Raw genomic sequence first — 18,634 nt, forward strand, 5'->3', positions numbered from 1 at the left:
GCCCGGTTGGCAAGACGCGGCGGCTCTGGCGTGATGCGCGCGACCACAGGAGACGCCAGAATGACCGCACCCTTCCCCATGCAGGACGCCTCGCCCGCCGAGCTCGGGCTCGACCCCTCGCGCCTCGAGCGCATGTGCGACCGTATCGAGGCCGATATCGCGGCGGGCCACCATCCCGGCGCGCAGGTGGCCGTCGCGCGCAACGGGCGGATCGCGCTGTTCCGCACCTTCGGCGAGGGGCGCAAGGGCGTGGCGGCACGGCCGGACTCGCTGTGGCTGCTCTATTCCAACACCAAGGTGATCACGGCCGCGGCGGTCTGGGCCATGGCGGAGGACGGGCTGATCCGCCTGACCGACACGATCGCGCAGCACCTCCCCGGCTTCGAGGCCAACGGCAAGGGCGGCATCACCTTCATCGAGCTGCTGACGCACCAGGCCGGCTTCCCGACCGCCGAGGTCCCAGCCGCGGCCTGGGAGGATGCGGCAAAGTTGCGCGAGGTGGTGAGCGGTTTCGAGCTGGAGTGGGAGACCGGCAGCAAGGTCCGCTACCATCCCGCAGCGGCGCATTGGGTGGCGGCGGCAGTTATCAAGGCCGTCACCGGCGAGGATCATCGCGCCTATATCCGCCGGCGGATCATCGCACCGCTCGGCATCGGCGCGGAGCTGTTCGTGGGCCTGCCGGCGGACGAGCAGATCCGGGCGACCGACATGCACGACGTGGACGGGACCGTGCGCATGCCGGAGGGCAGCCCGGCCGGACGGGCGGCGGGCATCCCGGGCGGCGGCGGCTACGGCACGGCGCGGGCGATGGCCGCCTTTTACCAGGCGCTGGTGAACGGCGGCGCGCTGAACGGGCAGCGCATCCTGTCCCCGCGCATGGTCGCCTATGCGATCCGCAACTACACGGGCGACCGGCCGGACGAATACAACGGCGTCCCGATGCATCGCGGGCTTGGGCCGCATCTGCGGGGTGAGACGGCGCTGGCCCGCGGCCTCGGCGCCATCGCGCATCCGAAGACCTTCGGCCATGGCGGCGTGGGCTCGTCCTATTGCTGGGGCGATCCGGAGTCCGGCGTGTCCTTCGCCTTCCTGTCCAACACGCGGCAGACCGACGAGTTCCACGGGCCGCGCATGGATGTGATCTCCACGCTGGCCCACACCGCCATCACGTAGATCTTCTGGCGATCAACTCTCTGACACAAAGCGGCGTCAGGCTTATTTTGTGAGGAGCCTGACGATCCCGTCGAGCTGGTCGAGATCCTTGTAAGCCAACACCACCTGTCCGCCGCGGGCGCCGTGGCGGATGGTGACCTTGAGGCCGAGATGGCCTGTGATCTGGCGCTCCAGGGCCCGCGTCTCGGCGTCGGTCTTCGGCTGGCGCGGCGCGGGACCGTCCTTCTTCGAGGCGGCCAGTGCCTCGGCCTGGCGGACGTTCAGCCCGCGATCCACCACCATCAGGGCGAGGGCCACCGGGTCTTTCGCGGTGAGCAGCGCACGGGCATGGCCGGCCGTCAGCGCGCCCTCGCGTAGCAGCTCGCGCACGCGCTCGGGAAGCTGCAGCAGGCGCAGCGTATTGGCGATGTGCGGGCGGCTCTTGCCGATGGCGCGGGCCAGTGCCTCCTGGGTGAGGCCGAACTGCTCGGTGAGGCGGCCGTAGCCCTCCGCCTCTTCCAGCGCGTTGAGATCCTGGCGCTGGAGGTTCTCCACCAGGCCTGCGGCCATGGCCTCGCGGTCGGAGAACTCGCGCACCAGGGCGGGCACGTCGTGCAGGCCGGCCGTCTGGGCTGCGCGCCAGCGGCGCTCGCCGCCGATGATCTGGAAGCGGTCGGGCCGGCCCTTCATCGGGCGGACCAGGATGGGCTGCAGCACGCCATGCTCGCGGATGGAGGCGGCAAGCTCGGCCAGCGCCGCCTCGTCCATGGCCTCGCGCGGCTGGAAGGGGCCGGGCTCCAGCGCTCCGACGGACAGCGTGCGCAGGCCCGGCGCCGAGGGGCTGACAGCGGCTGCGTCGCCCAGCAGGGCGGAGAGGCCGCGGCCGAGGGCGGGGGGCTTGCTCATGCGTCGCGGCCTTCGGACTTGGCGAGCTCGCGCAGGCGCGCGCGGTGGCGGCGGAGGAACTCAGCGGCGAGGCGGGCATAAGCCTCGGCGCCGGGGGAGCGCGGGTCGTAGTAGGTCACGGGGAGGCCGTGCGACGGCGCCTCGGAGACGCGGACGTTGCGAGGGATCACCGTGTCGTAGACCTGCGCCTTGAAGTAGGCACGGACGTCGTTCTCCACCGCCTCGGAGAGGTTGTTGCGGCGGTCGAACATGGTCAGCACGATGCCGTCGAGACGCAGCGCGGTGTTGTAGCCGGCACGAACGCGGTCGAGCGTCTGGATGATCTGCGAGACGCCCTCCAGCGCATAGAACTCGGCCTGGAGCGGGATCATCACGGAATCAGCGGCCACCAGACCGTTCAGCGTGAGGAGGCCGAGCGAGGGCGGGCAGTCGAGCAGGATCCAGTCGACGCCCTTGAGGGCTGCCGCGCCGTTGGCGAGGGCGTCGCGCAGGCGGGTCTCGCGGCGGGTGAGGTCCACCATCTCCAACTCGCCGCCGGCGAGGTTCGGATCGGCCGGCACGAGGGAGAGATTAGGAATGACGGTCGGCCGCAGCACCTCGGCGAGGGGACGGCCCTCCACCAGCATGGCGTAGCTGCCCGCACCCCGCGCGGCGCGCGCGACGCCGAGGCCGGTGGAGGCGTTGCCCTGCGGGTCCAGGTCGATCAACACCACGCGATGCTTCGCGGCCAAGGCGGCGGCCAGGTTCACGGCCGTCGTCGTCTTGCCGACGCCGCCCTTCTGGTTGGCGAGGGCAAGGACTTGATAGGTGGCGGGTTCAGGCACCGGCAGGGCGGATCTCGCTGAGGCGGAGGATGGTCGCTTGGGCGTCGGTTCGGCTCTGGAACCGCTCGACCTGCATAAACCAATGCGGCGCGGCCTCCGTCAACTCCGCATCCACCGTGCGGCCCTTCGGAAAGACCGCGACACCTTCAGGTCCAAGGATTCGCGCGGTTTGTGGGAGGAGAACTTTCAGCGGCGCGAGGGCACGGGCGGTGACGACACGGATCGGCGGAAGCTTTGCCGCCTCGATTCGCGACGGATGAACCGAGACGTGGCGGAGATCCAGCGCGCGGCTCGCCTCGATCAGGAAGGCCGACTTGCGGCGATCGGCCTCCACGAGATGCGTCTCCTGCTCGCGGCCGATCGCGATCACGAGGCCAGGCAGTCCGCCGCCAGAACCGAGATCGGCCAATGGACCGTCCGGCAGCAGGGGGAGGAGCTGCCAGGAGTCCAGGATATGCCGCCGCCAGAGCTGCTCTTCCGGCGCGTCGGCGACGAGGTTGATCCGCGCGTTCCAGGTCCGGAGGAGGGCCAGGTAGTCCCGAAGCCGCACCTCTGTTTCACGTGGAACATCGAGCGGCCCGGCCTCAGGCTGTTTCACGTGAAACACCGCGCCGGAGGTGAACGGCCAGGGCCGCGATGGCAGCGGGGGTGATGCCGGGGAGGCGACCCGCGCCACCCAGGGTTGCCGGCCGAGCGCGGCGCAGCCTGTCCCGCATCTCGTTGGAGAGGCCGGCGATCTCGGCGAAGTCGACCTCGGCCGGGATGGCCAGCGCCTCCTCGCGCTCCAGGATGGCGCGTTCGGCCTGCTGGCGGACGAGATAGGGGCCGTAAAGGGCCTCCGCCTCGACATGCGCCCGGACGCGCGGGGCGAGATCGCGCAGCCAGGGGAAGAGGGTTTCGGCGGCCTCGGCCGACATGGCCGGCAGCGCCAGCGCGTCCAGCACGCTGCGCCAGCGGCCGTCCTGGTTGATCGGAACCCCGGCAGTGGCATAGGCCGCGGGGGTCGCGCCATCCGTCCGGGCGAGGGCCATCGCCTCGCCGACCGCCTCGCTGAAGCCGCGATGTGCGGCGGCCCTCGCGGCCCCCACGCAGCCCCAGGCGATGCCCTTCTCTGTCAGCCGCATTCCGGCGTTGTCGGCACGGAGGCTCAGCCGAAACTCCGAGCGGGCGGTCAGCATGCGGTAAGGCTCCGTCACGCCCTGCAGGGTCAGGTCATCCACGAGCACACCGAGATAGGCCTCGGACCGGTTCAGCAGCGCCGAAGCGATCCCGCCCCCCGCCACATGCGCCGCATTCACCCCGGCCAGCAGCCCCTGCGCCGCGGCTTCCTCGTAGCCCGTGGTGCCGTTGATCTGCCCGGCGAGGAACAGGCCGCCGAGGGCACGGCATTCCAGCGAGGGCCACAGCGCCCGCGGGTCGACATGGTCGTACTCGATGGCGTAGCCCGGCCGCAGGATCGCCGCTCGCTCCAGCCCCGGGATGCTCGCCACCATCGCCCGCTGCACCTCCTCCGGCAGGCTGGTGGAGATGCCATTCGGATAGATGGTCGGGTCGTCCAGCCCCTCGGGCTCGAGGAAGATCTGGTGCCGCTGCCGGTCGGCGAAGCGGACCACCTTGTCCTCGACGGAGGGGCAGTAGCGCGGCCCCACCCCCTCGATCCGCCCGCCATAGACCGCCGAGAGATGCAGGCTCGCCCGGATGATGTCGTGGGTGCGCGGCGTGGTGTGAGTGACGCCGCACTCCACCTGACGGTTGGTGATCCGCTCGGTCATCCAGGAGAGCGGTTCCGGCTCGGCGTCGCCCGGCTGCATCTCCAGGCTGGCCCAGTCGATCGTGCGACCATCGAGCCGCGGCGGCGTGCCCGTCTTGAGCCGGGCCAACGGAAGGCCCAGCCGCTCCAGCGCCAGCGCCAGGCCCACCGACGGCGCCTCACCCACACGACCGGCCGGGATGCGCGTCTCGCCCATATGGATGACGCCGCGGAGGAAGGTGCCGGTCGTGATGACCGCGGCCCCGCAGGCGATGCGCCGCCCCGAGGCCGTGACGATGCCCTGGAGCCGGCCACCCTCGATGACCAGGTCCTCCGCCGCCTCGCCCATCACGGCGAGATCAGCGGTCTCCGCCAGCAGCTCCTGCACCGCCGCCCGGTACATCTTCCGGTCGGCCTGCGCCCTCGGCCCCCGCACGGCCGGCCCCTTGCTGCGGTTCAACAGCTTGAAATGGATGCCCGCCGCGTCGGCCGCCCGGCCCATCAGCCCGTCCAGCGCATCCACCTCGCGGACGAGATGGCCCTTGCCGATCCCGCCGATCGCCGGATTGCAGGACATCTCTCCGAGCTTCGCGGGATCATGCGTCAGCAGCAGCGTGCGCGCGCCACAGCGCGCGGCGGCCGCCGCCGCCTCGCAGCCGGCATGGCCACCGCCGATCACCACCACATCGTAGGTCGCATCCCACATGGGCGGCCGTATAGCAGCTATTTGCCGATGCAGAACTCGCCGAAGACGAGGTCGAGCACCTGCTCGACATCCACGCGCCCTGTCAGCCGCGACAGCGCGCGCAGGGCGTTGCGCAGCGCCTCGGCGCGCAGCTCCGGCAGGCCGGCCTCAGGCAGCCGCTCCAGCCATTCCACCGCCTCGCGTAGGGCGGCCCGATGGCGCGGGCGCGTGAGCGCAGCATCCTCGCTGAGCCCGGCACGAGCCGACGCAGCTGCTTCCAGCCGCCGCCGCAGCGCCTCCAACCCCTGCCCCGTCTGTGCCGACACGGCGACCGCGCCCTCCAGAGGCAAAGTCCCGAGGTCGGCCTTGTTCGCAACGATCACCGCGTCCGGCCCCTGCAGCGCCAGTGTCGCGGCGTCCGGTTCCGCATCCGCTGCGAAGACCAGCAGCCGCAGGTCCGCCGCCTCGGCCCGCGCCAGCGCCCGCCGCACGCCCTCGGCCTCAATCTCGTCGGCCGCCTCGCGCAGCCCGGCCGTATCGGCCAGCGTCACCGGTACGCCGGCCAGGACCATCCGGACCTCCACCACATCCCGCGTCGTTCCCGCCTGTACCGAGACAATGGCGGCATCGCGCCCAGCCAGAGCGTTGAGAAGTGAGGATTTTCCAGCATTCGGCGCCCCCAGGATCGCGATGGCGAGCCCCTCCCGCAGCTTCTCGCCCCGCGCGCCATCCGCCAACAACGCCACCATCTCGTCCCGCAGATCGCTCGCATCCGACGCCACCTGCGCGTCCAAATCAGTTGGCAGATCCTCCTCCTCGAACTCGATGAAGGCCTCCTGCCGCGCCAGCAGCCGCATCAGCCGTGCCGCCCATTCCGCGTGCCGCGCCGCCAGCCCGCCCTCGGCCTGGCGCAGGGCCTGGCGCCGCTGCGCCTCGGTCTCGGCCGCGATGAGGTCGGCGATGCCCTCGGCCGCCGTCAGGTCCAGCCTGCCGTTCAGAAAGGCCCGCCGGGTGAACTCCCCAGGTTCGGCCGGCCGCGCGCCGAGCGAGACCAGCGCCGCCGCCACGGCCGCCACCACCGCCGGCCCGCCATGCAGCTGCAGCTCCGCGCTGTCCTCGCCCGTATAGCTGCCCGGCCCCGGCAGCCAGAGCACCAGCGCCCGGTCCAGCACCGCGCCTTCATGCCTCAATCGCCGCAGGCTCGCCCGCCGCGGCTCCGGCAAGGCCCCACACAGCGCCTCGACCGCCCCAGCCGTCCCGGCACCGGAAACCCGCATCACCGCCACGGCGGCGCGGCCCGCCCCACTGGCCAGCGCGAAGATCGGATCCGCCATGGAGCCTCCTGTTACAGAATAACCCTCTAGCCGCCCGGCTTACCGCCCAAAAGGGGGGCGCTTGACGCCGGCCGCTGGCGGGTGCTGCATCCTCTCGCGCGTGCAACATAGGGAAACATGCCGCAACTCTCGCTCCACACGCCTCTCGGCGAGATCACGGTCTCCGAGGAGGACGGCGCGATCGTCTCGCTCGACTGGGGACGCGGCTCCGACCAGGAGTCCACGCCCCTGCTGCGCGAGGCGCGGGGTCAGTTGCACGACTATTTCGACGGCAAGCGGGTGACCTTCCAGCTCCCGCTCGCCCCTCACGGCACGCCCTATCAGAAACGCGTCTGGGCCGCGCTGACACGGATTCCCGCCGGCGAGACCCGCAGCTACCTCGACATCGCCCGCGAGATCGCCTCCGTCCCGCGCGCCGTCGGCCAGGCCAACGGCGCCAACCCCATCCCCATCCTGATCCCGTGCCACCGGGTGATCGCCGCCAACGGCGCCCTCGGCGGCTTCTCGGGCGGCGATGGCCCCTCCACCAAGCGCTACCTGCTCGAGCACGAAGCACGCGCTCTCAACCGGCCCTTGGCCCAAGGATTCCTCCTATGAACCATGCCATCCGCATCCACGAGTACGGCGGCCCCGAGAAGATGGTGTGGGAGGAGGTGCCCCTTCCGCACCCCAAACCCGGCGAGGCCCTGGTGCGCCACAAGGCCGTCGGCCTGAACTACATCGACGTCTATTTCCGCAACGGCCTCTACAAGGCGCCCGCGCTGCCGACCTCCATCGGCATGGAGGGGGCCGGCATCGTCGAGGCGGTCGGCGAGGGCGTCACCGAGGTCGCGGTGGGCGACCGCGTCGCCTATGCCTCCGGCCCCATCGGCGCCTATGCCGAGGCCCGGGCCATGAAGGCGGACCGCCTGGTCAAAATCCCCGAGGGCGTGGATTTCGAGCAGGCCGCCGCGATGATGCTCCAGGGCATGACGGCGCAATACCTGCTGCGCCGCACCTACCCTGTGAAGGCGGGCGAGACGGTCCTCATCCACGCGGCCGCCGGCGGCGTCGGCCTCATCATGGTGCAATGGGCCAAGGCGCTCGGCTGCACCGTCATCGGCACCGTCAGCACTCCGGCCAAGGCCGAGCTCGCGAAGAGCTTCGGGGCCGACCACGTCGTGCTCTCCGGCGAGGACCTTCCGGCCGCCGTAAAGAAGATCACCGGCGGCGCCATGCTGCCCGTGGTCTATGACAGCGTGGGCCGCGACACCTTCATCCCCTCGCTGGACTGCCTGGCTCCGCTCGGCATGATGGTGAGCTACGGCAATGCCTCAGGCCCCGTCGGGCCGATCGACATCGGCATCCTCGCCGCCAAGGGCTCGCTCTACCTGACGCGTCCGACGCTCGCCTCCTACACGACGAAGCGCTCGGACCTGGAGGCGGTGGCAGCCGACCTCTTCGACGTGGTGAAGTCCGGCAAGGTGAAGCTGCAGATCAACCAGCACTATGCGCTGAAGGACGCGGCTCAGGCCCATATCGATCTGGAATCCCGGAAGACCACCGGCAGCACCGTCTTCCTGCCGTAATCCTTCCGGCACCGCGAAACTGTCGCGATCGGCGCTATTCCCGGGTGAAATAACTGTACCGATAGCGTTCCACCATGCCGATTCCGGCCTGGAGCGCGATCGACGCCGTATTCGTGGCGGAGACCTGGGCGAAGACGTGTTCCGCGCCTTGCGCCGCCGCCCAATGCGCCGCGGCGCCGATGGCCCGCCGGATCAGGCCGCGCCTACGGAATTCCGGCCGGACGGCGAGGTCGAAGAGGCCGCAATATTTTCCGTCGCTGGTCGTGGAAAGCACGGCCGCCGGCACACCGTCGAGCCGCAGCACGAGCCAGGCGGCCGGCACGGCGAAGAGCGGCACGGCCTCCTGCTTCTCCGCGCGACGGGCCGGCGACTGATATTCGACGGTGCCAAGCACCTCGAACCAGGCGGCGTCCGGCGCGTCCAGGACCACCACATCGGGATCGGGGACGGCGAGCGCCGTCAGCTTCCCGCAGGTCACCAGGCTCTCGTCATCCTCGCGCCAGCCGGTGACGCGGAGATGCGCCGCCAATCCCGCCGGATCGAGCGGCGAGGACCGGATCCGCGGCTTCAGCCCCAGCCGTCTGTACCGCGCCGCGATCCGCTCCACGCGCGCGGCCATCTCCGGATCTTCGGAGGGGTCGAGCGAACAGGCCGCATTGGCGCGTCCCGTGCCACCCAGGAAGGCCCGCACGACGAAAGGCCCTTCGAAGGCCACACGGCGGGCAGGGACGGCGTTGAAGGTCGCGCGCTCCAGCGCGTGCACCAGTTCCAGCGATATCACGCGGCCTCGCGCGCCAGGGCCGCCATGGCCTCGCGATAGGTCGTGTCGAACAGCGCCTCCAGCGAGGGGTTCACCCCACGCAGGCCAGCGGCCACGCGCCCGGCCCAGCCGACATACTCGACGCGCCGCGCATGGTCCCAGGAGGCCGGCGGCGCCAGCATGATGGCGCGCAGGTTGGAGATCTTGTCGGCCAGCTTCACCAGCTTGGCGCCGTCCGACTTCTTCGGCGCCATCTTCACCTGGAGCGACTTGCGCATCTCCTTGGGCAGGCTCTTGTCGTCGGAAACTTCGGCGACGATGGACGCCACCTCCGCGCCGAAGCGGGCAGACAGCGCCTCCAGCGTCACGGGCTCGGGGTCGTCGGAACTGTCTTCGACCGTGTCGTGCAGCAGGGCGGCGAGGATCGCCGGTTCCGGCGCACCGTGCTCGGCCAGGATCTGCGCCACCTCGAGCGGGTGGTTGATATAGGGCTCCTGCGAGGCGCCCTTGCGGCGGTGCGTGGCGTGGACGGCGGCCGCGAAGCTCGCGGCCGCCAGAACATTCGCGATCAATAGCCGCGGGGGCGCTGCGGCGTCGTGATCACGCCGGTTGCGGCACCGACCGCGCCGCCCGTGATGGCGCCGATGGCCGCGCCCTGGCCGCCGCCGAAGATGGCGCCCAGCGCCGCGCCCGAGCCCGCGCCGATCAGTGCGCCGCCGGCGGCGCGCTGGCCCTCGCTGTAGGGGTTGGTGCAGCCGGCGGTGCCGAGGACGGCGACGAGGCCGAGAGGGAGAAGAAGCTTGCGCATAAGAAGACCTCCTTGAGTTCAGTTGCCCTGGTGGTTCGCGGGCGGATCCCCGGGATTCAGGCCCGGGACGGTCACCGGATTGCCCCGGTTCGAACCGCTGCCACCACCACCGCCCTGGACATTCCAGCCACCGCCGCGATTGCCCGAATTGCTCGGGGCGCTGCGGTTATCGCGGCTGCGGTTGTCACGATTCCGGTTGTCGTAGCTGCGATCGTAGCCCCGGTTGTAGCCCCCGCCATAGGTCGGGCGGTAGCCGCTGCCATACCCGCGATAGTGTTCGTTGCATCCCGCCAGCCCCATCAGGCCGACGAGCCCGATGACCAGCGTGCAAAGCCTGACCATTGCCGAACGTTCCCTCACCGTCAGGCTATTTTCCAGGGGATCGTGGCAGGAAGATGGAGGGCGTCGCCATCTTCCGGTGCTAGCCTGGGCCAACGTCCCGAACCGGAGCCGAACTTCGTGCCCTTCGACTTTCTAGTGAGCTTCTGTAACATCGGTCACCTTGAAAGCCGGTTCGCGCTAGGGCATTTCCATTTCGACGGCGGCAAGATCGTCGCGCGCGGCACTTTCGACCTGGCACCGCTGATTGACCCCCATGGGCTCTTCACCGGGATCACCGGCCTCTGCCGGTTCCGCGACGCGCTGTTCATCGGCCTTCAGGGGCGGCCCCCCTGCCTCCTGATCCTGCAGCCGGGCCGGCCGCCGCGTGTCTTCCGGCTGCGCCTGGTCCAACAAATTCATTCCATAGTCGGCCTGCCGGACGGGCGGTTGCTCGTCGTCTCCACCGGCGGTGACCGCGTGATCTCCTTCGATCCCGACACCGACCGCGAAGAGGTCTACATCTGCCTCAGCGGCAAGGCAGCCAATACGCTGCATGTCAACGGGATCACGCTGCATCGGGGACGCCCCGTCATCTGCATGATGGGCTTGCCGGGGCCGGATGGTCCGCGTCTGGGCCATGTACGCGACCTGCTGTCAGGCGAGGTCATGATCGACGGCCTGCGAGCCCCGCACAGCGTCTTTTCCACCGGCAGCGACCTTTATGTCCTGGAATCGATCACCGGCCTTCTGTTGCGCTGGTCGGGTGGTCGTTATCTCGGCGCGCAGGCGGCCTTCATGGGATATGTGCGAGGTCTGCACCTGGATGCCGAGGCCATCATCGTCGGCCGATCCAGCTTTCGCATTGTCTCGGCCTCCTTCGGCTTGCGCCGGTTGCTGCCTCTGGGCCTCGACGGTCGCGTGGCCGAAGCGGGACGCTCCGCCCTCTACCTGCTCATGCCAGACGGTACCACCGCCACACACGAGCTGACCGGGTCCGCGCCGGAAATCTACGACATCGTGGCCCTGCAGCCGGCCGATCAGGCCCTGCTGCAACTGCCGCTGATGCCCGAAGGTCTCGCGACGTTGCGCAAGGCTGCGCGCCTCAAGGATGCGCGCGCTGTCGCGGTGGCGTCTTCCACCATCGACCCGGCGCACCGTCGGGAAGCCGATGTGATCTGCGCGGAGTTCAGCGGCGACCATGCACGGGCCATCGCAGCCGCCGAAGCCATCCTCGAGACCGACCCCTCCTCGGTCCGGATGCATCTCCATCTGGCGCGGCTGCAAAAGCAGGCGCGGAACGGCGCGGCAGCATTGAATCATGCCCGCATCGCAGCCGCATTACAGCCTCAGGACGCCGCCTTACAGATCGAGCTCGGTCACAGCGCGGAACAGGGGAGGCAGATCCCGGAGGCCATCGCGGCTTTCCGGCGCGCCGTTGCCCTCGCCCCGGGCGGGACCGAGGTCATCCTGCGGCTGGCGGAGCTTCTGGCCGATGCGGGCGAGTTCGAGGAAGCCGCGACACAGGCGCGCGCCGCGCTCGAGCTCGACACCAAGCCCGCCGGTCAGCTGAGGGTGATCGACATCCTGCGCCGCTGCGGACAGGTCGCGGAGGCCCGCAACCTCCTGACCCAGGACCTGCTGACGGGACCGACCACCGCGGCCGCGCACCTCCTCCTCAGTCAACTCGACAAGGCCGAGGGCCGTATCGCGAACGCCCTAGAGGCCGCGCAGGAGGCAGTGCGCGCCGAGCCGGCAAAGGCGGAGTATGGCTTCCATCTCGCGGAGCTGCAGATCGAAGCCGGCCTGGCGAACGGGGCGCGCACGACGCTCGATCGCCTGAGGACCCATCCGAATGCGCGAATCGCCAAGACCGCGAAACGCCTCCTGGGACGTCTCGCGGCAAGCGATCAGCGAGTCCTCTGACAGATCGCCAAAAAGGACAGGAAACTAAGTATTCATCGCGTCGAAGAAGTCCTGGTTCGTCTTGCTGTACTTCAGCTTGTCCGTCAGGAATTCCATCGCGTCCTGCGTCCCCATCGGGTTCAGGATACGGCGCAGCACCCACATCTTGCTGAGCGTACCGCGGTCCACCAGCAGCTCTTCCTTGCGGGTGCCGCTCTTGGTGATGTCGATCGCCGGGAAGACGCGCTTGTCCGAGAGCTTCCGGTCCAGGATGATCTCGGAGTTACCCGTGCCCTTGAACTCCTCGAAGATCACCTCGTCCATGCGGCTGCCGGTGTCGATCAGCGCAGTGGCGATGATGGTCAGCGAGCCGCCTTCCTCGATGTTGCGCGCCGCACCGAAGAAGCGCTTCGGCCGCTGCAGCGCATTGGCATCCACGCCGCCCGTCAGAACCTTGCCCGAGGACGGAACCACGCTGTTGTAGGCGCGGCCGAGGCGGGTGATGGAGTCCAACAGGATCACCACGTCGCGCTTGTGCTCGACCAGGCGCTTGGCCTTCTCGAGCACCATCTCCGTGACCTGCACGTGGCGCGTCGCCGGCTCGTCGAAGGTGGAGGCCACGACCTCGCCCTTCACGGTGCGAGCCATGTCGGTGACCTCCTCGGGCCGCTCGTCGATGAGCAACACCATGAGGAAGACCTCGGGGTGGTTCGCGCTGATGGACTTGGCGATGTTCTGCAGCATCACCGTCTTGCCGGTGCGCGGCGGCGCCACGATCAGGGCGCGCTGCCCCATGCCGATCGGCGCGATCAGGTCGATGACCCGGTGCGTGTTGTCCTTGGTCGGCCCCTTGCCGACGCTCTCGATGTCCGGGTTCTCCATCTGGAGGCGGCGCGTCGGGTAGAGCGGCGTGAGGTTGTCGAAGTTGATGCGGTGGCGGAGCGCCTCGGGCGGCTCGAAGTTGACCGCGTTGACCTTGAGCATGGCGAAGTAGCGCTCGCCGTCCTTGGGGGCCCGGATCTGGCCCTCGACCGTGTCGCCCGTCCGCAGGCCGAAGCGCCGCACCTGGGCGGGGCTGACATAGATGTCGTCGGGGCCGGGGAGGAAGTTGGCCTGCGGGCTGCGCAGGTAGCCGAAGCCGTCGGAGAGGATCTCCAGGGTGCCTTCGCCGTAGATCGCCTGGTCGTTGTCGGCCAGCGTCTTGAGGATGGCGAACATGATGTCCTGTTTGCGCAGGATCGAGGCGTTCTCGACGCCGAGCTCCTCCGCGAAGGCGAGGAGGTCAGGCGGCGTCTTGGCCTTGAGTTCTGAGAGGTGCATGCAGCATCCGAGACTAGAAAGTGGAAACGCGTAGCTTGGGAAAACGCAGGGGGGCGACTGTGGTGAGGCCCCGATGTCGCGTCATGCTCGAGGAGCCATGGCGGATCGGCGTTGGTCAGGGGAGGGATCGGGCCCGCGAGGGAGCCGACGCCATAGAACCTAGGGAGCGGGCGTCCCCCCGTCAACGCCCCCTTCTCGAAATCGGCGGAAGGAGGCCGCCAGCAGTACGGCGGCGAGCAGCGGGGCAGCCCATCCGGCGCCGGCATCGGTGGCGTAGTCCACCGCCAGCGCGATCGCGTTGAAGCCCATGTGCAGCGCCATGGCGAGCCAGAGCCCGCCGCGCACCGCCCAGCGCCCATAGGCCCAGTGCTGCAGCACCGAGGCCAGCCCGCCCCAGAGGCCGGCGACATGCCACTCCGCCGTCTTGAGCAGGGCCTCGATCACGCCGAAGGCCAGCCCGGTCGCCGCCCAGCCGGCCGAGAGCGGCCCGAGGAAGAGGCGCTTCGCCAGCTCCTCGGCCACCGGCGCCACGACCACCGGCATCACCGGCCAGCGCCCCTCGCCGCCGATCGCGGCCCCCAGCGCGGCCAGGACGCCGATCTCGACCACCATGGAGGTGAGGAAGGCCGCGCCGCCCGCCAGCGCCGGTCGCCAGGCGGCCATCAGAAGGGCTTCACGATGACCATGACGACGATGACGATCATCAGCAGCGTCGGCACCTCGTTGGCGATGCGCCAGTGGCGCTGGGTCCTCGGCCGCTCGTCCGCCGCGAATTTCCGGCGGTTCGCGGAGAGGTAGCCATGGAAGCCGCTCATCAGGATCACGCAGAGCAGCTTGGTGTGCCACCAGCCGGCCGTCCAGTCGATCACGCCGGGCGTCAGCACCAGGGTGATCCCCAGCAGCCAGGTGGCGATCATGGCCGGGTTGATGATGGCCTTGAGCAGCCGCCGCTCCATGGTGACGAAGCGCGCATGCTCCAGCCCACCGCCCTGCGGGATCTCCGAATGGTAGACGAAGAGGCGCGGCAGGTAGAGCATCCCGGCCATCCAGGAGATCACCGCGATCAGGTGCAGCGCCTTCACCCAGAGATAGGCGGGCGCGAGAAAATCCAGCGTCATGCGGCCACCAGGATGCGCGAGACGAATGCGTCCATGTCGCCCCCCGGGAAGAGGTGGCCCGGGATGCCGGCGGCCGCCGCGGCGGCCATGTCCGTGTCCCGGTCACCGATGAGGAAACTGCCTTCGCGCCGCAGCGGGAAGTTGGCCAGCCAGTCCTCGATCATGCCCGGTCCCGGCTTCCTGCGGGGACTGGCCCGGCGGTAGCGCTCGTCCTCGGCCCTCTCGTGGAAGGGGCAATAGGCGAAGCCGTCGATGACGGCGCCGGTGGTCCGGGCCTGCTCGGCCATCCAGACATGCATGCGCGCCACCGTCGCCTCGTCGTATTTTCCACGCGCCACGCCGGCCTGGTTGGTGACGATGCACACCGCCATCCCCGCCGCGTTCAGGCGCCGGATCGCCGGCATGATCCCGGGAATCCAGCGCACCTCCTCGATGCGGTGCGGATAGCCCGTATCCTCGATCAGCACGCCGTCCCGATCCAGGAAGGCGCAGGGGCGCCCCGAAGGAGAGGGGAGGGCCGTCATGTCCGTGTCTCGTTCATCCGGGCCGACCCTAGCTTTTGCCATGCCGATTGGCGATGTCCGCCCGCGCCACGCACGCGACACGGGCAGCGCTGGCCTTCCGCCCCGGGGGGGATTAGAGGAGCGCCCATGGAGACCGCCGCCCCCCCCCGCCGCGCCGAGATCGCCCGCCGGACCGCCGAGACCGACATCCATGCGCGCCTCCTCCTGGACGGCACGGGGAAGGCCGCCATCACGACGGGCATCGGCTTCCTCGACCACATGCTGCATGCGCTCACGCGCCACGCGCTGCTGGACCTGGAGCTGAGCGCGAAGGGCGACCTCCACATCGACTTCCATCACACGGCCGAGGATTGCGGCATCGTGCTCGGCCAGGCGCTGAAATCCGCGCTGGGCGAGAAGCGCGGCATCGCCCGCTTCGGCCAGTGTCTGATGCCCATGGACGAGGCGCTGGCCGAATGCGCCATCGACATCTCCGGCCGCCCCTTCCTCGCCTGGAGCGTCACCTTCCCGCGCGACAAGGTCGGCGAGATGGACACCGAGCTCTTCGAGGAATTCTTCCGGGCCCTCGTGATGAATGCGGGCCTGACCTGCCACATCACCATGAAGGCCGGCACCAACGCGCACCACATCGCCGAGGCCTGCTTCAAGGGCTTCGCCCGCGCGCTGCGCATGGCGGTCGAGATGGACCCGCGCACTGCCGGCGCCATTCCCTCGACCAAGGGCGTCCTGGAGGGCTGATGCGGAGCTGGACCATCCACCTGCCGCCGCCGGGCATCCAGCGCCAGCCGGCGGTGCTGATCCCCGAGGGCTTCAGCTTCTGGGCCTTCCTCTTCGGGCCGCTCTGGCTGTTCCGGCACCGCTGCTGGCTGGCCGGGGTGCTCGCGCTCGTCGCCTTCGCGCTGGCGAGCCAGGCGCCGGCGCCCTTCGACGTGGCCCTGCCCGTCGCGCTGGCGCTGCTCCTCGGTTTCCACGGCCATGACCTGCGCCGCTGGACGCTGGAGCGCCGCGACATGCCGACGAGCCATATCGTGCTCGGCCGCGACGAGGACGGCGCCCTGCTCCGCGCCACCTCGGCCGATCACGTGCTGCTGCGCATCTTCGCCGCGCGGGTGAGTGGCCGCTGATGCGGGTGGCGCTCATTGACCCCGGCTCGGGCAATCTCGCCTCCGTGCGCCGCGCGCTGGAGCGCGCCTCGGACGGACCCATCGCCGTGGAGATCGTCCGCGAGCCCCAGGCGCTGATCGAGGCGGACCGCATCGTCCTCCCCGGCCAGGGCGCCTTCGCCGCCTGCCGCGCCGGCCTCGACGCGCTGGAGGGCATGGTCGCCGCGCTCTACGAGCAGGTGCAGGTGCGGAAGAAGCCCTTCCTCGGAATCTGCGTGGGCCTGCAGCTGCTGGCCGAGCGCGGGCTGGAGCACGGCGTCACCCCCGGCCTCGCCTGGCTGCCCGGCGAGGTCGCCGAGATGGACCCGCATGACGCCGAGGGCCACGCCCTGCCGCTGCCGCAGATGGGCTGGAACACGCTCGACTTCGTCCCGGGCTCGCATCCGATCCTGGACGGCCTCGTCCCCGGCGACAGCGCCTATTTCGTCCATTCCTACGCCTGGCGCGGCGGCGAGCCGTCCGACCTGCTCGCCACCACGGATTACGGCGGCCCGGTCCCGGCCATCCTCGGCCGCGGCAACGTGGTCGGCACGCAGTTCCATGTCGAGAAGAGCGCCGATGTCGGTCTGCGGATCGTCCGTAACTTCCTGTACTGGACGCCCGGGGTGGACGCGGCATGACCACCGATCCCTCCGTGGTGCACCAGCTCGCCATCGAGCGCGTGGCGGACCAGCTCGACCCGCACGACCTCGCGGACCTCTGCGAGGCGACCAATGCCGCCATCGTGGAGGGCGGCGGCTTCGGCTGGATCGAGGCGCAGAGCCGCACGGCGCTGGAGCGCCATTTCCGCGGCGTCCTGCTGGTGCCCGAGCGCGAGCTCTTCATCGCCCGCCTGGACGGCGAGGTGGTGGGCAGCGCCCAGATGGTCCGCCCGCCGCGCAACAACGAGGCGCAGGGTTTCTCCGCGACCCTGACCCACGCCTTCATCGCGCCCTATGCGCGCGGCTTCGGCCTGGCGCGGCTGCTCATCCGCAAGATCGAGGAGCGCGCGGCCGGCCTGGGCATCCGCGTGCTGAACCTCGACGTCCGCGCCTCGCAAACCACCGCCATCGCGCTCTTCGAGGGGCTGGGCTACGTGCGCTGGGGCACCCACCCCGTCTACGCCCGGGTGAACGGCGAGACGGTCGCGGGGTACTACTATTACCGCGTCATCGAGATCCCGCACGGCCGCAGCAGCGCCGAGGCGCTCGGCGAGATCAAGGGCAATTGACTTGGGGGCAACTGACTTGGCCGGCTTCACCCTCTACCCCGCCATCGACCTGAAGCAGGGCCAGGTCGTGCGCCTGAAGCGCGGCGACATGGCGCAGGCCACCGTCTATGCAGAGGACCCCGGCGAGCAGGCCCGCGCCTTCGCCGCCCAGGGATTCCGCTGGCTCCACGTGGTGGACCTGGACGGCGCCTTCGCCGGCCATCCCGCCAATGCCGAGGCCGTGGCGCGCATCCTCGCCGCCGCCTCGCTGCCGGTGCAGCTCGGCGGCGGCATCCGCAACATGGCGACGGTCGAGGCCTGGCTGGAGGGCGGCATCACCCGCGTCATCCTCGGCTCCGCCGCCGTGAAGGACCCCGTCTTCGTGCGCGAGGCCTGCCGCGCGCATCCGGGGCGCATCGTCGTCGGCATCGACGCCCGCGGCGGCATGGTCGCGACTGAGGGCTGGGCCGAGACCAGCACCCTGCCCGCGCGCGATCTCGCGCTGCGCTTCGAGGATGCCGGCGCGGCCGCCATCATCTACACCGACATCGACCGCGACGGCATGCTCGGCGGCGTAAACGTCGAGGCGACGCGCGAGCTGGCGCAGGCGCTGATGACGCCGGTCATCGCCTCGGGCGGCGTCGCCTCGCTGGACGACCTGGTGGCGCTGAAGGCAGCGCGGGAGGATGGCATCGAGGGCTCCATCCTCGGCCGCGCCCTTTATGACGGGCGGATCGACCCCGCCGAGGCGCTGGCGCTGGCGGCCGCCGAGTGAGCGAGGCGGTCCTCCGTCCGGCGCGCGCAGACGACCTGGCCGGAATCCAGGAGCTCTACCGCCACCTCAACGCCGAGGATCCGCCGGCCGACCCGGACAAGGCCGAGCCTGCCTGGGACAGCCTGCTCAACTCGGGGCTGACCACGGTGCTGGTGGCCGAGATCGATGGCCAGCTCGCCGCCTCCTGCACGCTGGTGGTCGTGCCGAACATCTCGCGCGGCGCCCGGCCCTATGCGCTGATCGAGAATGTCGTGACCCATGCCGACCATCGCCGGAAGGGGCTGGGCCACGCCGTCCTCGCCGCCGCGCTGGACCACGCCTGGGCGACCGGCTGCTACAAGGTGATGCTGGCGACGGGCTCGAAGCAGGAAGGCACGCTTCGCTTCTACGAAGGCGCGGGATTCGAGCGCGGCGGCAAGACCTTCTTCCAGATTCGCCGACCCTGACCTGACACGGAAACGTCTCAATTCGATCTTCGCGAAAGCGACTCGAAAGCTTCCCTTGACCTCGTCACAAAAAATCCCCATTCGCCGGT

23 protein-coding genes are annotated in these 18,634 nt (G+C 70.0%); 10 read left to right on the forward strand and 13 right to left on the reverse strand.

Translation table 11 applies throughout. From position 1 onward, the window contains the following. Positions 1-60: 60 nt before the first annotated feature. Positions 61-1,173 (forward strand): serine hydrolase domain-containing protein, encoded by a 1,113-nt coding sequence (locus tag AC1ROY_RS03995; protein WP_493147282.1) that lies wholly within the window; start codon positions 61-63, stop codon positions 1,171-1,173. Between the two features lie 42 nt (positions 1,174-1,215). Here the strand turns inward: AC1ROY_RS03995 and AC1ROY_RS04000 are convergent, their stop codons facing one another. The 5 genes from AC1ROY_RS04000 to mnmE are packed head-to-tail and all read right to left on the reverse strand — an operon-like array spanning position 1,216 to position 6,651. After that, positions 1,216-2,058 (reverse strand): ParB/RepB/Spo0J family partition protein, encoded by an 843-nt coding sequence (locus AC1ROY_RS04000; protein WP_493147283.1) that lies wholly within the window; start codon positions 2,056-2,058, stop codon positions 1,216-1,218. After that, positions 2,055-2,888 carry a ParA family protein gene (locus tag AC1ROY_RS04005; protein WP_493147444.1) on the reverse strand — a complete coding sequence of 278 codons (834 nt, stop codon included), beginning with the start codon at positions 2,886-2,888 and terminating at the stop codon, positions 2,055-2,057. The genes AC1ROY_RS04000 and AC1ROY_RS04005 overlap by 4 nt, the downstream gene beginning before the upstream one ends. After that, a complete protein-coding gene (gene rsmG / locus AC1ROY_RS04010) occupies positions 2,875-3,558 on the reverse strand; it encodes a 16S rRNA (guanine(527)-N(7))-methyltransferase RsmG (protein ID WP_493147284.1) in 684 nt (227 codons plus the stop codon). The genes AC1ROY_RS04005 and rsmG overlap by 14 nt, the downstream gene beginning before the upstream one ends. Then, positions 3,467-5,338 (reverse strand): tRNA uridine-5-carboxymethylaminomethyl(34) synthesis enzyme MnmG, encoded by a 1,872-nt coding sequence (gene mnmG / locus AC1ROY_RS04015; RefSeq protein ID WP_493147285.1) that lies wholly within the window; start codon positions 5,336-5,338, stop codon positions 3,467-3,469. Before mnmG ends, rsmG begins: the two co-directional genes overlap by 92 nt. 17 nt (positions 5,339-5,355) lie before the next feature. Continuing rightward, positions 5,356-6,651 carry a tRNA uridine-5-carboxymethylaminomethyl(34) synthesis GTPase MnmE gene (mnmE, locus tag AC1ROY_RS04020; protein ID WP_493147286.1) on the reverse strand — a complete coding sequence of 432 codons (1,296 nt, stop codon included), beginning with the start codon at positions 6,649-6,651 and terminating at the stop codon, positions 5,356-5,358. Between the two features lie 117 nt (positions 6,652-6,768). Here mnmE and AC1ROY_RS04025 point away from each other — a divergent pair, with 117 nt between their 5' ends. Then, positions 6,769-7,248 carry a methylated-DNA--[protein]-cysteine S-methyltransferase gene (locus AC1ROY_RS04025; RefSeq protein ID WP_493147287.1) on the forward strand — a complete coding sequence of 160 codons (480 nt, stop codon included), beginning with the start codon at positions 6,769-6,771 and terminating at the stop codon, positions 7,246-7,248. Beyond that, positions 7,245-8,219, forward strand: a complete 975-nt coding sequence (locus tag AC1ROY_RS04030) for a quinone oxidoreductase family protein (RefSeq protein WP_493147288.1) — start codon at positions 7,245-7,247, stop codon at positions 8,217-8,219. The genes AC1ROY_RS04025 and AC1ROY_RS04030 overlap by 4 nt, the downstream gene beginning before the upstream one ends. A gap of 34 nt (positions 8,220-8,253) precedes the next feature. Here the strand turns inward: AC1ROY_RS04030 and AC1ROY_RS04035 are convergent, their stop codons facing one another. The 4 genes from AC1ROY_RS04035 to AC1ROY_RS04050 are packed head-to-tail and all read right to left on the reverse strand — an operon-like array spanning position 8,254 to position 10,129. After that, positions 8,254-9,000, reverse strand: coding sequence for a GNAT family N-acetyltransferase (locus AC1ROY_RS04035; RefSeq protein ID WP_493147289.1), 747 nt, complete (start codon positions 8,998-9,000; stop codon positions 8,254-8,256). Then, positions 8,997-9,551, reverse strand: coding sequence for an HD domain-containing protein (locus AC1ROY_RS04040; protein ID WP_493147290.1), 555 nt, complete (start codon positions 9,549-9,551; stop codon positions 8,997-8,999). Before AC1ROY_RS04040 ends, AC1ROY_RS04035 begins: the two co-directional genes overlap by 4 nt. Continuing rightward, positions 9,548-9,787, reverse strand: a complete 240-nt coding sequence (locus tag AC1ROY_RS04045) for a YMGG-like glycine zipper-containing protein (RefSeq protein ID WP_493147291.1) — start codon at positions 9,785-9,787, stop codon at positions 9,548-9,550. Before AC1ROY_RS04045 ends, AC1ROY_RS04040 begins: the two co-directional genes overlap by 4 nt. 18 nt (positions 9,788-9,805) lie before the next feature. Next, positions 9,806-10,129 carry a hypothetical protein gene (locus tag AC1ROY_RS04050; RefSeq protein ID WP_493147292.1) on the reverse strand — a complete coding sequence of 108 codons (324 nt, stop codon included), beginning with the start codon at positions 10,127-10,129 and terminating at the stop codon, positions 9,806-9,808. Positions 10,130-10,246: 117 nt separating this feature from the next. Here AC1ROY_RS04050 and AC1ROY_RS04055 point away from each other — a divergent pair, with 117 nt between their 5' ends. Further along, positions 10,247-12,031, forward strand: coding sequence for a tetratricopeptide repeat protein (locus tag AC1ROY_RS04055; protein ID WP_493147293.1), 1,785 nt, complete (start codon positions 10,247-10,249; stop codon positions 12,029-12,031). A 24-nt stretch (positions 12,032-12,055) separates the two neighbouring features. Here the strand turns inward: AC1ROY_RS04055 and rho are convergent, their stop codons facing one another. The 4 genes from rho to AC1ROY_RS04075 all read right to left on the reverse strand — a co-directional run bounded on the left by rho (position 12,056) and on the right by AC1ROY_RS04075 (position 14,972). Continuing rightward, entirely contained in the window at positions 12,056-13,330 is a 1,275-nt protein-coding gene (gene rho, locus AC1ROY_RS04060; RefSeq protein WP_493147294.1) for a transcription termination factor Rho, read from the reverse strand. A gap of 159 nt (positions 13,331-13,489) precedes the next feature. Beyond that, on the reverse strand, positions 13,490-13,993 hold the full coding sequence (locus AC1ROY_RS04065; protein WP_493147295.1) for a CPBP family glutamic-type intramembrane protease: 504 nt from the start codon (positions 13,991-13,993) through the stop codon (positions 13,490-13,492). Next, positions 13,993-14,448: a protoporphyrinogen oxidase HemJ gene (gene hemJ / locus AC1ROY_RS04070; RefSeq protein ID WP_493147296.1), complete on the reverse strand. Its 456-nt coding sequence runs from the start codon at positions 14,446-14,448 to the stop codon at positions 13,993-13,995. The genes AC1ROY_RS04065 and hemJ overlap by 1 nt, the downstream gene beginning before the upstream one ends. Continuing rightward, on the reverse strand, positions 14,445-14,972 hold the full coding sequence (locus AC1ROY_RS04075; protein ID WP_493147297.1) for a D-glycero-alpha-D-manno-heptose-1,7-bisphosphate 7-phosphatase: 528 nt from the start codon (positions 14,970-14,972) through the stop codon (positions 14,445-14,447). Before AC1ROY_RS04075 ends, hemJ begins: the two co-directional genes overlap by 4 nt. 126 nt (positions 14,973-15,098) lie before the next feature. On the opposite strand from AC1ROY_RS04075, the gene hisB reads away from it, so the two are divergent. The 6 genes from hisB to AC1ROY_RS04105 are packed head-to-tail and all read left to right on the forward strand — an operon-like array spanning position 15,099 to position 18,545. After that, a complete protein-coding gene (hisB, locus tag AC1ROY_RS04080) occupies positions 15,099-15,710 on the forward strand; it encodes an imidazoleglycerol-phosphate dehydratase HisB (RefSeq protein WP_493147298.1) in 612 nt (203 codons plus the stop codon). Then, positions 15,710-16,096, forward strand: a complete 387-nt coding sequence (locus AC1ROY_RS04085) for a DUF2628 domain-containing protein (protein ID WP_493147299.1) — start codon at positions 15,710-15,712, stop codon at positions 16,094-16,096. Before hisB ends, AC1ROY_RS04085 begins: the two co-directional genes overlap by 1 nt. Then, the gene (gene hisH / locus AC1ROY_RS04090) at positions 16,096-16,755 is read left to right on the forward strand and encodes an imidazole glycerol phosphate synthase subunit HisH (protein WP_493147300.1); all 660 of its coding nucleotides are present in this window, start codon (positions 16,096-16,098) and stop codon (positions 16,753-16,755) included. The genes AC1ROY_RS04085 and hisH overlap by 1 nt, the downstream gene beginning before the upstream one ends. Then, entirely contained in the window at positions 16,752-17,345 is a 594-nt protein-coding gene (locus tag AC1ROY_RS04095) for a GNAT family N-acetyltransferase (RefSeq protein WP_493147301.1), read from the forward strand. Before hisH ends, AC1ROY_RS04095 begins: the two co-directional genes overlap by 4 nt. A 16-nt stretch (positions 17,346-17,361) precedes the next feature. Further along, entirely contained in the window at positions 17,362-18,099 is a 738-nt protein-coding gene (gene hisA, locus AC1ROY_RS04100) for a 1-(5-phosphoribosyl)-5-[(5-phosphoribosylamino)methylideneamino]imidazole-4-carboxamide isomerase (protein ID WP_493147302.1), read from the forward strand. After that, positions 18,096-18,545 carry a GNAT family N-acetyltransferase gene (locus AC1ROY_RS04105; protein WP_493147303.1) on the forward strand — a complete coding sequence of 150 codons (450 nt, stop codon included), beginning with the start codon at positions 18,096-18,098 and terminating at the stop codon, positions 18,543-18,545. The genes hisA and AC1ROY_RS04105 overlap by 4 nt, the downstream gene beginning before the upstream one ends. Positions 18,546-18,634: the final 89 nt, after the last annotated feature.

It is taken from the genome of Roseococcus sp. GW821-FHT12F05 (assembly GCF_058806835.1).